General features: G+C 39.5%; 11 protein-coding genes. All 11 read right to left on the bottom strand.

Annotated elements, in window-relative coordinates:
• Positions 1-258 precede the first annotated feature (258 nt).
• Positions 259-2,235 (bottom strand): ATP-dependent zinc metalloprotease FtsH, encoded by a 1,977-nt coding sequence (gene ftsH / locus A3I5_RS0105120; protein ID WP_018373552.1) that lies wholly within the window; start codon positions 2,233-2,235, stop codon positions 259-261.
• A gap of 27 nt (positions 2,236-2,262) precedes the next feature.
• A complete protein-coding gene (gene hpt / locus A3I5_RS0105125; RefSeq protein ID WP_018373553.1) occupies positions 2,263-2,805 on the bottom strand; it encodes a hypoxanthine phosphoribosyltransferase in 543 nt (180 codons plus the stop codon).
• Between the two features lie 11 nt (positions 2,806-2,816).
• Complete coding sequence (tilS, locus tag A3I5_RS0105130) at positions 2,817-4,088, bottom strand: tRNA lysidine(34) synthetase TilS (RefSeq protein ID WP_018373554.1); 1,272 nt, start codon at positions 4,086-4,088, stop codon at positions 2,817-2,819.
• A complete protein-coding gene (locus tag A3I5_RS0105135) occupies positions 4,085-5,368 on the bottom strand; it encodes a serine hydrolase (RefSeq protein ID WP_018373555.1) in 1,284 nt (427 codons plus the stop codon). The genes tilS and A3I5_RS0105135 overlap by 4 nt, the downstream gene beginning before the upstream one ends.
• 17 nt (positions 5,369-5,385) lie before the next feature.
• Entirely contained in the window at positions 5,386-5,508 is a 123-nt protein-coding gene (locus A3I5_RS11655; RefSeq protein ID WP_018373556.1) for an SP_0009 family protein, read from the bottom strand.
• Positions 5,508-5,891: an FtsB family cell division protein gene (locus A3I5_RS0105145; RefSeq protein ID WP_018373557.1), complete on the bottom strand. Its 384-nt coding sequence runs from the start codon at positions 5,889-5,891 to the stop codon at positions 5,508-5,510. The genes A3I5_RS11655 and A3I5_RS0105145 overlap by 1 nt, the downstream gene beginning before the upstream one ends.
• A complete protein-coding gene (locus A3I5_RS0105150; protein WP_018373558.1) occupies positions 5,878-6,150 on the bottom strand; it encodes an RNA-binding S4 domain-containing protein in 273 nt (90 codons plus the stop codon). The genes A3I5_RS0105145 and A3I5_RS0105150 overlap by 14 nt, the downstream gene beginning before the upstream one ends.
• 180 nt (positions 6,151-6,330) lie before the next feature.
• On the bottom strand, positions 6,331-9,837 hold the full coding sequence (mfd, locus tag A3I5_RS0105155; protein ID WP_026216942.1) for a transcription-repair coupling factor: 3,507 nt from the start codon (positions 9,835-9,837) through the stop codon (positions 6,331-6,333).
• Position 9,838: 1 nt separating this feature from the next.
• Positions 9,839-10,408, bottom strand: coding sequence for an aminoacyl-tRNA hydrolase (gene pth, locus A3I5_RS0105160; RefSeq protein ID WP_018373560.1), 570 nt, complete (start codon positions 10,406-10,408; stop codon positions 9,839-9,841).
• A 530-nt stretch (positions 10,409-10,938) separates the two neighbouring features.
• The gene (gene ychF / locus A3I5_RS0105165) at positions 10,939-12,054 is read right to left on the bottom strand and encodes a redox-regulated ATPase YchF (protein ID WP_018373561.1); all 1,116 of its coding nucleotides are present in this window, start codon (positions 12,052-12,054) and stop codon (positions 10,939-10,941) included.
• A 91-nt stretch (positions 12,055-12,145) separates the two neighbouring features.
• Complete coding sequence (locus A3I5_RS0105170; RefSeq protein WP_018373562.1) at positions 12,146-12,508, bottom strand: helix-turn-helix domain-containing protein; 363 nt, start codon at positions 12,506-12,508, stop codon at positions 12,146-12,148.
• Positions 12,509-12,710: the final 202 nt, after the last annotated feature.

Below are 12,710 nucleotides of genomic sequence, written 5' to 3' on the forward strand. Positions count from 1 at the left end.
GTTTGGTTCGTCTTATTTAGTTCTCAATGGTCTTATGCGTCCCGCTCTCGAGACAACTATCTTAGTATATCACCTACTTTTTTTCTTGTCAACACTTTTTGCTTATCTTTTTTTATTTTTTTTTACTTTGTTACTTCTCCTGTTTTCTTCCGCCTTACTTAGACCTGTTTCATGCCCTATTATCCCCTCCTCTTTCTTGGTCGTTCTTTGAGCTTGTTAAAGGACAGACCGCTTTCCGTTCTGTCCTTATTACTATCTCTATTGGGATGGGGGTTCTTTTTCCAATTTATGCTTTACTTCTTCATAAGAAAGGGCTTTGACTTCTTCCTCATCAATCTGTTCAGGCATTTTCCCAGTTTCATAAATGGATTTGATTTGATTACTATCAAGTGTCTCATATTTTAAGAGGGCTTCTGCTATCAATTTATGAGTGTCGCGGTGACCCTGAATTATTTCTGCTGCTTTATTACGGGCTTCATTAAGTAAACTACGCACCTCTGCATCAATTTCATAAGCTGTTTGATCAGAAAAAGATTTTTGAGGACTGACTGTCCCAGGCATGATGGCATGGTTACCCTCATACTGCATCGGTCCCATCTTATCACTCATACCATACTCTGTGACCATTGCACGCGCCATCTGAGTTGCTTGTTCAAAATCATTTGAAGCACCGGTGGTCTGGGCATTGAAAATAATTTCTTCAGCTACACGGCCACCCATAAGGCCAGCCAATTGCTCTTTCATATCATCTTTCGAAAGAAGCATTTGATCTTCTTTTGGAAGAGCAATCATATAACCACCTGCACGCCCACGTGGAACAATAGTAACTTTATGAACTTCACGTGCATTTGAAAGCACGAGTCCAACGATGGTGTGACCGGCCTCATGGTAAGCAACCATCTCACGCTCGCGTTGCGAAATCGTACGATCTTTTTTAGATGGGCCTGCGATAACACGATCTTCTGCTTCATCAATGTCAGAAGCATCAATTTTAGTTTTATTACGACGAGCAGCTACGAGCGCCGCTTCATTAAGAACATTTTCCAAGTCAGCACCGACAAATCCTGGTGTCTGTTGGGCAACAAGTTTCAAGTCAACATCAGTTGCTAACGGCTTATTACGAGCATGGACTTTAAGAATAGCTTCACGTCCTTTAACATCTGGGCGACCTACAAGTACCTTACGGTCAAAACGGCCTGGACGAAGAAGAGCCGGGTCTAAAACATCACTTCGGTTTGTAGCAGCAATAATGATAATACCTTCATTGCCTTCAAAACCATCCATTTCAATCAAGAGTTGATTAAGGGTTTGCTCGCGCTCATCATTACCACCACCAAGTCCTATACCACGTTGGCGGCCAACAGCATCAATTTCATCGATGAAAATAATGGCAGGTGCAGCTTTTTTCGCGTCCTCAAAGAGAGACCGCACCCGACTAGCGCCGACACCAACAAACATTTCAACAAAGTCAGAGCCTGAGATTGAGAAAAATGGTACGCCAGCTTCACCTGCGACAGCTTTAGCTAACAAGGTTTTACCGGTCCCTGGAGGACCTTCCAAAAGAACACCAGCAGGAATACGAGCTCCAAGAGCTGTATAGCGTTTTGGATCTTTCAAGAATTCGACAACTTCTACCAATTCTTGCTTTTCTTCTTCAGCGCCAGCGACATCTGAGAAACGAATCTTAACATCCCCTTTGCTCATGGAACGCGCCTTATTACGACCAAAGCTCATAGCACCACGCGCACCGCCAGCTCCACCTTGTCCCATCATGGAGAAAAGAAAGAAGCCTATAAAAAGTAATGGCACAAAGTTGATCAGAAGACTGATCCATAATCCATTAGAACTTTCGGGTTTGACAGTGATTTTGACATTTTCTTCTGCCACCAAATCCGTCAGTTCATCAATAGTCGTATCTGCGGCTAGAACTAAAGATTTAAATTCTTTAACCTTTGTAGGAACCGTTGAGAAAAAACGAATTCCTGTCTCAGTTGTCTTTTCTGCGTCTTGTGCTTCCTTATACTTACCAGTTATTGCGATAACACCCTCACCGGGTTGGTAGGTAATTTCTTTAACCTTGCCATCCTTAATTTGCTCTAGCATTTGAGTGTAAGAAATTTCCTGACTCATGCTCGCATTGCCTGCAAAAAGGTATTGGAAACCAGAAATAAGTGCAATAATGAGCACTATATACAGAAAAGAATTTCTTAGGAAGCTATTTTTTTTATTATTCATAAGTGTGCAAATACCTGCTTATCTAACTTAGTTATTGTAAACTTCTTCTTTTAATACTCCGATGTAGGGAAGATTACGATAATTTTCATCATAATCTAATCCAAATCCAATCAAAAATTCATTTGGAACTACAAATCCAGTATAATCTGCTTCAATCTCAACGACGCGACCCGCTGGCTTATCAACCAAGGTAACAATCTTAATAGAAGCTGGATTTCGCTTGAGGAAAAGCTCACGCAAATCCTTTAAGGTGCGTCCTGTGTCAATAATATCTTCAATAAAAATCAAATCACGACCTGTCACATCAGAGTCAACATCCTTGATAATATTAACTTGGCCTGTACTTTCAGTTCCACCGTGATAGCTTGAAACAATCATAAATTCAAGTTCAATATGAGTATCGATGTGCTTGATTAATTCCGCCAAAAATGGAACAGACCCCTTCAAAACACCTATAAGGATAGGATTTTTATCAGCGTATTCTTCGGTTAAAATCTGTCCAAGTTCCTTAGACTTAGCTCTAATTTCCTCTTCAGTGATGAGGACTTTTTTGATATCTTGTTCTAACATGATGCTTTCTTTCATTTGATTTTTTTGATATATAGTATGTTTTTCATTGTATCATTTTTTGGAGATTTACTCAAATCACTGACCACAATTCCTGCAATTCCGAGTATTTTTTGATCCTGCTCGATAAGAAGAAGTTTATTTCGCTCAAAAAGTGGGATTTTTTGATCAATCAGCCATCTGCGAACTTTTCGATGATAACCGTTGATTTGAATCTGATCTCCTGGCTGTCTAGTTCTCAGATAAACAGGGTTTTCTGAGTGTAAATACAGTTTTTGATCAGCATTTTTGATTCGCTGATTAAAACCAAATTGAAAATCACCATAAAAAACGAGATTTTCTGATTGTAACACAAAAGGTTTCACTTCTTCATCCGTCTCTGGTTGGATTTTCTCAAGATAAAATTCTTCGTAAGTCAAAATGAGACGATACCCTTGTTTTATAGGAAGCGTCTTATTTTTCTGGGTTTGGATAATATGTAGGAGATCTTCAAATTGGGCTTTGTGAATGTTTAATTTTGGAAATTGCTGCAGGTAATCCTGTAAAAATTGGCGTTGCACCGCTTCTGGATAAACCCGAAAAACTGCTAAGTTCTGATAATGGATAGCTTTGATAAAATAGGCTAATGATTGGGATAAATCGCCAACTTCCTGTGCTAAATAATTAAGGTGCTGGCTCAGTCTAGGATTTTCTTCTGATAACTGAGGCAGGTAATTCTGACGTATGCGATTCCGAAAATAATCAAGTGAGGCGTTAGATTCATCTTCAAAATGAAAAAGAGGCTCTAACTCTGACTTTGTAAAAGTCAGAAGAGGTCTAATCAACTCTCCAGATCCAAAAGATTGACGCTCTGCCATTCCTGAAAGATGTCGCAAACGGCTCCCTCGGATGATTCGCATGAGGATTGTCTCTGCCTGATCATCTGCATGATGAGCAGTCAAAAGAGCTGTATAGCCGTATGTTTTCATACATTCCTTAAAAAACCGATAGCGAAAATCTCGCGCATAACTTTCGGAAAACTGACCTGTAAATTTTGAAAAATGAAAGGGAATCTGGTGTTTTCTAGCATAAGATTCAAGGTAGTCAGCTTCTAGGTCAGACTCTGGACGCTGTCCATGATGGACATGAGCAATCCCGATCTCAATCTGAAACTGTTCCTGAAAATTTAGCATCCATTCCAGTAAATTCATCGAATCAAGACCACCTGAAACCGCGATAAGAACCTTCTGGTGGTTATCAAAAAAGTGCCTCTCAGAGGCAACTTTTAAAAATTTATCTCTTATCATTTAAGTACCGCATAAACATCATCTGAGATGTTTGTTATATCGTTGTAAGATTTATTGTTCGTAAAAATCGCAATCATGTAAGGAGAGTCAGTATAGACTATAGCCACATCATGACGGAAATCATAAGCATCTCCTACTTTGTGGGCAATTTTAACGTCAATATTTTTCGCGATGCGCTCCTTATCAAAATCCGTATTGGACAGTGCTTCTAAAACTTCCCCATTGGGATTGAGATTGTAGAGTGCAGCCATAACCAAGCCAGCTTGTTTAGCAGTTGCGTCTCTAGTTGTCATTTCCCACCGAGTTTTTGTGACAGCATCTAAAGTCCGATAATAGGTATCGTTAAATTCCTTAGTAAGGTAATAACTTAAAATATTGCTGGCAACATTGTCTGATTTTTTAGCTGTAAGTTGGATTAATTCGCCAATCGTGTATTCTTTATCATCTGCTTTTTTAGGCATGCTTCCTGCACCTTCTGGCTTATAAGCACCATCAAATTGATGAACAGCCTCCGTATATTTAAGTTTATCAGATAACTTAATAGTTCCATCATTTAGTTGCAACTGAACCATGTAAAGAATAGGAAGTTTAGCTGTGCTGGCAGAATACATGACCTTATCTTCATTGACACCAGCAGTTATACCGGTCTCTAATTGCTGCACATAGATGCCGTAATCAGCCTGATTGTATTTTTGAGAGAGAATTTCCTGAACTTTTTCCATACGGTTATCTTCTGCTGACAAATACTCTGTTGACACCCACCCCTCCGCTATTTTAGCAAAATCACCTCGAGGAGTCGTGACAAATTCTGTCACCGTCACTTGTGAAAATGCAGCAGGTGTTTTTGACACTTTTTTAGCTTCGTTTCCGATAGGACTGGTCATGACCATAGCATTTTTTTCTAGCCAAAACGTGTCTTTTGTTAGATAAGAACTTTGGATTTTATCCTCAAAAATGGTAGCTGCACTAGCTAAGATAAATGTACCATTTTCTAAGACAAAAACTGGTTGAAGCTGGTCATTGACTTTAAAATCGCTAATGACGATTTTTTGATTTGGTTGAAGATTACCGGCTGTTTCTGTCAAATTAATGTCTTTAAACGTTTTGAGCGTTTCGTAGACATTCGGATTAACAGGAATTCTATCGTAATAGTCTGAATAGATAGGGCTAGTCAGCTGAAATTGTCCTTCATTGGACAGTTCAAAATCTTTTTCTATACTATCGACTGGAGTTGTCATAAAAAAAGTGGAGGTCACAAAAAATAAAATGACTTTACGCATGTGTCCCTCCTCCTTTCTTATGGCTTTTCTTCTTTTAGGGATTCTTCTTGTTTGAGTTTTTGATTTTTCTGTGATAATTCTTCTAACTTTTCATCAGAATAAGCTAAAAACGTTTCGACCGTTTTTACTAGATCTTCCATTATTTTGACCTCGGTAAAAGATTGGGAATGGTGTAAACAAATTCACCTTCTTTGGAATAATGGTATTTGGCTCGGACATACTTAGCCGCATAATCCTTATCCGAAAGTTTCTTCACCAATGCCTGCTCTGTCTCAACCTGCTCTTCTAATTCCTTATAATCAGTCTTCATTTCAGCTAGTTGTGCTCGCTTTTCTAACAATTTTTCATAAGACTGCATGAGATTATAAGTTGGCAAGGTAAAGAGGAAGATGACCAAAATCAAAATCATCCCCATCAGGCGATTTTTCTTCTGATTCTCTTTTAAGACCTTTTGGCGTTTGGTCTTCTGAGTTTGAATAAAGGCGTTATTGAGTTGTAATACTCTTGATTTAGTCTTGCTCATCTGATTCTACCCGTTTTTCACTGATTATTTCAAACATTTTAGCAGCATCTTCTTTTTTGGTACTATCTTTCATCTCAAGGACCTTAACCGTTAAAATTTTGTTGCCAAAGCGGATTTCGATTTCATCGTTGATTTTTAAATCTGTTGACGATTTAGCTAAAATGCCATTGACCTTGATTCGACCCTTATCGGCCACTTCTTTTGCAACTGTCCGGCGTTTGATGATGCGGGACACTTTTAAATATTTATCTAATCTCATAATACTTTACCTCAAAATCTCCTCTATTATACCACTTTTACCCTAAAATGACAGTTTAATTCTTCTTTCTGCCACGCCAAACGCATAAAGAAAGTCCTCATAGCTTTCTGAAATAGCAAAAACCAAAGGGCATAATGTCTTCGTCAAGGAAAATTTATCTTTTTTTAATGATTGTTTTCGTCATGCGGTTGATGTGTTCTTTCTAACCTTGATTTTGATCAAGTGCTCAGCAAAGGTGAGCAATTCCTCTAAAATTTCGTAATCTTTTTGCCGACGAACATCGAAAATCACTTCCATTTTTTCACCATTTTCAGCAATCCTAGCCTTGAGATTAGTTTGGGAGAGGGCTTCAAAATAATCCTGAGTTAAAAAAAGGAAGCGCGCTGTCACTTCAAAACGAACAGTTACTGTCCCAGTCTTTCTTTCGACCAATTCGACAAAAGCCTGATCCATAAAAGACTTGAGAAGACCAATTTCGATCAGATAAGCAACGACATCAGGATAGTCACCAAAGCGATCGACCAACTCATCTTGTAAGGCCACATAGTCCTCTCGACTATCAATTTGTCGAATTCGTTTGTAAATTTCAATTTTTTGGCGTTCATCACTGATGTAATCGTTAGGGAGATAGGCATCCATTTGAAGACTAATTTCCGCATTAGAACGCTGGCGCTCCTGCGTTAGACCCTGTTTCTTGGAGATAGCTTCTTCTAACAATTGACTATACATTTCAAAGCCAACAGAGTCAATGAAGCCAGACTGGGAAGCACCTAAGATATTTCCTGCACCGCGTATGGAGAGATCTCGCATGGCAATCTTAAAACCAGCTCCTAGCTCTGTGAAGCCCTTAATAGCTTCCAAACGTTTTTCTGCTACCTCGGTCAAACTCTTATTTGGACGATACATGAAGTAGGCATAAGCAATGCGATTGCTACGACCGACCCGACCACGCAATTGATAAAGGGTTGATAAACCCATGTAGTCAGCATTTTCAATAAAGAGAGTATTAGCATTGGGAATGTCAACACCAGTCTCAATAATAGTCGTGGTGACAAGAACATCGTATTCGCCATTGATAAAATCCATCAGGGTATTTTCCAACATGACTTCACTCATCTGACCGTGAACAAAACCAATGTTCGCCTCAGGAACCAATTCTCGCAATTCAGAAACCTTTTGTTCAATAGTGTCAACGCGATTGTAAAGATAAAAAACCTGACCCTCTCGGTCTAATTCTCTCAAAATAGCATCCCTGATGACTCCTGGATTGGTCTCCATAACATAAGTTTGGACAGGATAACGATTAGTCGGTGGCGTCTCAATAACAGATAAATCTCGAATTCCCAGCATAGACATATGGAGAGTTCGAGGAATCGGGGTAGCTGTCAAGGTTAAGACATCAACCTTGGTTTTTAAGGTCTTGAGCTTTTCCTTATGTTTCACGCCAAACCTTTGCTCTTCATCAATAACAATAAGCCCCAAATCGGCAAAGACAACGTCATCTGATAAAAGTCTATGCGTCCCAATAATAATGTCAATTTGCCCTTTTTTCAGTTTTTCTAGCGTTTCTTTTTGTTCAGCCCTGCTTCTAAAACGACTCAAAACATCTATATTTACTGGAAAATCTAAAAACCGGGATAAAAAGTTGGTGTAGTGCTGTTGGGCGAGTACCGTCGTTGGAACTAAAATAGCGACCTGTTTGCCATCATTGACAGCCTTAAAAGATGCCCGCATAGCCACTTCAGTCTTACCAAAACCAACATCTCCTACCAAAAGACGATCCATCGGTTGTTTGGCTTCCATATCTTTTTTGACTTCCTTGATAGACTGAAGTTGGTCATCTGTCTCCACATAAGCAAACGCATCATCGAATTCAGCTTGATTAGCATCATCAGCTGAAAAGGCATGACCGACCAACTGACTGCGCTCAGCATAAAGCTTAATCAAGTCATCTGCAATATCCTCGACCTGCTTTTGAACCTTAGTCTTAGTCTTTTGGAAACGGCCATCGTTAAGTTTATTGATTTTGGGTTCCTTACCATCACTAGCTACATATTTGGATAATAACTCAATCTGGTCAACAGGCAGAGAAATTCGATCTGAATTTTGATACTGAATAGTCAAGTAATCTCGGTGAACACCTGATACAACAATGGTCTCTATTCCTAGATATTTTCCAATACCGTGAACATGATGCACCACATAGTCGCCCTTCTCCAGCTCAGAATAATCCTTGAGTTTTTCTGCATTGCTAAGATTGGCTCGTCTAGTCCTGCGCTTAACCTTTTTGTGAAAAATTTCATAGCTGGTAATGAAAGCAATCTTCTCATCCATGAAATCAAAACCAGAGGACAAGTGTCCTAAAACCAGCTGAGTCTCTTCTTTTTCAAGGGAATTTTCTGAGACAGAAGGTAGATTGATGTCATACTCCTGTAAAGTTTTCTGTAAAGATTGTAAACCTTGCTCTGAATCTGCTTGGATTAGAACTGTGTAGCCTGATTTTCCAAAACGTCGTAACTCATCAGAGAGCATAGGAATCTGGCTAAAGAACTCCTGCATTTTGTGCTGGTTGAACTGATAAAGATGATCAAATTGAAGATTTCCTAAACCCTTTTGAAAGGGTGAGAAAAAGGTCGCTGGTTTGTACTGCCGCAAGGCTGAATAAGTGGAGGTAAAATAAACCTGATCCGCTAAAGCTTTGTTTTGCTGTAAACCTTCTGTCAAGTACTCAGCGATTTCCATCTCAAACTTGGCATGATTGTCTTGAATGCGATGAAAATCATCAAAGAAGATAGGAGTTCCTTGTGGGAAATAATCTAAGATTGTCCACGCTTTTTCATAAAAATATGAAAGAAATTTTCGAGTGTCAGCATGTCTGGATTGACGGATCCACTCTGACTTCAACTCATCTAAATAAGAATTAAAAATCTCATTGCCACTAGTGTCAATTTTAGTTGATAGATAATTGACAGCTCTCTGGTAGTCTGTCTCTGTAAAAAGCATGTCACTAGCAGGATAAACCCTCACCTGATCAAGGGTTTCTAGAGAAGTTTGGCTCACGGTATCAAAACTACGGATACTGTCAACCTCATCTCCGAAAAACTCAATACGATAAGGATAAGCTTCTTCCAAACAAAAAATATCTAGAATATCACCACGTAGACTAAATTCCCCAGGCGTGAGAACACGGTCTTCTTTTTTATAACCCATATTGAGCAAGCGTTGAACAAGCGTTCCCATCTCCACTTCTGAGCCAAGCTCCCAGTTTAAAATAAACTTCTGGTATTGATCTGGACTAGGAAGAAAGAGCCGACTAGCCTGAATACTAGCCACCACAAAACCAGACTGAGCCTGATTTTCCAGAAAATTAAGGGTTCGAACTCGAGAATGAATTTTATCGTCTGATGAAAAGAGGAATTCAGCCGCTGCAGCATCATCTGCAAAAAAATGATAGACCTTATCCTGACCAACTAAACTTTCTAAATCAGCAATCAGACGTTCTGCTTCATTATTATTGGAAGTAATAATAAGAATTTTTGGGCTTTTCAAATCATCCAAAGCTGTCGCCATAGCAACCGCCTTTGAAGAATCAGACAGCCCCATTACTAACTGACGTTCCTTTTTTTGATGATTAATCAGCCAAGAACTAATCTGCTTGTTTTCCCTAAATAAATCTCTAATATCCATTCTAACCACTATATTTCTGTGTCATCTTAGTAAAATCATGTTCTTGTAAATAGAAATTGACAGCACTGTCAACTCTGTCAAGAGCTTTTAAAATATTAATACGATCATCATCTTCAAACTTGGTCAAGACATGATGATGGACTGGTAAGCCATTTTTTGGCCGTCCAATCCCAATCTTCACGCGATCAAATTCCTGGGTGCCTAAATGCTTTATAATTGATTTGATACCATTATGGCCACCAGCAGAACCTTTTTGACGGAAGCGAACTTTACCAACTTCCATATCCAAGTCATCATAGATGACAATTAGATCCTCTATATCCAGACCAAAATAGGTTAAAAGAGCATACACTGCTTCTCCTGATTTATTCATAAAGGTGGTTGGTTTAACTAAGAAGATTTTTTCCCCATATAAGCGTGTTGTTGCGATTTCTGCCTTAAAAACCTTATCCTCTGTAAATGTCTCATTAGCAGCTTGAGCCATCTTATCAACTAGCATAAAGCCAATATTATGACGTGTTTCGTGGTATTTGGAGCCAGGATTTCCTAGGCCAACAATCATTTTTGTCATTATTTCCTCTTTCTTTACAGATGTGTAAACGCCAAAAGGGGGAGTGGAACAAAAACCGAAATTTCGAAGAAATCGATTTTAGTGTCCCATCCCCACAGATCTAAACCATCTGGAGACAGTTGAAATTGTCAATAAGGAGGCTGGGAAAAAGGCCAACCTCACCTCTCATCTCATCTCATCGTTTGCGTAAACCTCTCAGCGCAGTGGTTGGGAGTAAGACTTGTTGGCCATGCCAACTTAGTCTTACTCCTGCAAAGATCATTAGGTGCTTTAGCGTCAATGAACCACTGCTGATTAGGATTTAATATATTAGACCCCTGCTCAGCGGTTCGCTGTCTCCAATCGTTTCGCACAGCTATCGCATAGGTGGTAACAAACCAGTGTTACCACCGTAACTGTGCGGGGAAAGTATACGTATTAGGAGTTTTACAGAAACCATACTAAACTATTGAAATGACAAGCATTCTCCTAGTTAACGTATCCAAGCGTCATCTCCGAGACAAAATTCCTTTGCAGGTTAGCACTTTCTCTTAAACATTAAAGCGGAATTCCATAATATCGCCATCTTGGACAATGTATTCTTTTCCTTCCTCACGCAAGCGCCCTGCTTCCTTGACTGCCTTTTCGCTACCGTATTGCATGAGATCCTCGTAGGACATCGTCACAGCACGGATAAAACCTTTTTCAAAATCTGAATGGATAATACCTGCAGCTTGTGGCGCCTTAATGCCTCGTTTAAAGGTCCAAGCACGAACCTCTTTTTCACCAGCTGTAAAGTAGGTGCCCAGTCCCAGTAAATGATAAGCTGCACGGGTTAACTTATCCACACCAGATTCCGTCAAACCGATAGCTTCTAAGAATTCTACCTTGTCCTCATCGTCAAGTTCTGAGATTTCTTCTTCCGCACGCGCTGAGATGACAACGACCTCTGCATTTTCTGTGGCTGCAAAGTCACGGATTTGCTGAACATAAGAAATATCATCTGGCTCAGCAACCTTGTCTTCATCGACATTGGCCACATAGAGGACTGGCTTTGTGGTTAAGAGAAAGAGTTGCTTGACAACTTTTTGCTCATCATCTGTAAAGTCTACTGTACGAGCCGATTTTCCATCTTCAAGAACCGGTTTAATTTTTTGTAGAACAGCAAATTCTGCTAGGGAATCCTTGTCTTTTTGCGTACGCGCCATTTTTTCCACACGCGTATAACGCTTGTTGACACTCTCCAAATCAGCTAAGATCAACTCTAAATTAATGGTTTCAATATCAGCCATCGGATCAACAAAGTCTGATTCACGCCCCTGCTCCCGCATAACATTTTCATCATCAAAGGCACGAACGACATGGACAATCGCATCTACTTCACGGATGTTGGCCAAGAATTTATTTCCAAGCCCTTCACCTTTTGAAGCGCCTTTTACAATACCTGCAATATCGGTAAATTCAAAAGTTGTTGGGACAGTTTTTTTAGGTTTGATAAGTTCTGTAATTTTCTGCAAGCGCTCGTCAGGCACCTCAACCATACCGACATTGGGATCAATGGTTGCAAATGGGTAGTTGGCTGCCTCTGCACCAGCTTTTGTAATCGCGTTAAATAGGGTTGATTTCCCAACGTTTGGTAAACCGACAATACCTGCTGTTAAAGCCATATTTTAGTATTTCTCCATTCTCAATTCAATCATTGATTATTATAACATAAAAACATGGAAAAAAGCCTACCCTACAGCAGACTTTTATAAATTAACCATACATCTGTAAAACTTTCATTGCTGCAGCAAATAGACCGTATAAAAAGGCGCCAACAGGAAATACCAGCCACCAATAATTTGCAAAAAATTCCCAAGCATTCATTGGGGCTTTTGATTCCACTGTTTCAACCACTCGCTCCACTCTGACTTCTGGTTGTTGCCCCAAGACTAATTCATCTAAACTAACTTGAAAGATTTGAGCTAGCTTGGTCAAATTTTCCATATCTGGTGTGGCATCACCATTTTCCCATTTGGAAATGGATTGGCGAGAGATATAAAGTTGTTCTGCTAAGTCTTCCTGAGAGAGATTTTTAGCTGTACGAAATTTCTTTAGTTGATGAGCAAACATGGTCATAACACAGACCTCCTTTCATTTTCTAAGTCTATTATAAAAGAGTTTTCTGTGGAAAACCAGCACTTTCGGACGCAACTGAGAATTGCATCAAGCGTCTAAAAAGTTGATTTTAAAGGTTTCCTTGGGTTGCTCCTCATTTTTTGAATTCCAGCCAATAAATCTCCTAAATGACGCTCATTCTTTCCAAAAAAACATAGCCAGC

Source organism: Streptococcus merionis DSM 19192, from assembly GCF_000380085.1.
Taxonomy (GTDB): Bacteria; Bacillota; Bacilli; order Lactobacillales; family Streptococcaceae; genus Streptococcus; species Streptococcus merionis.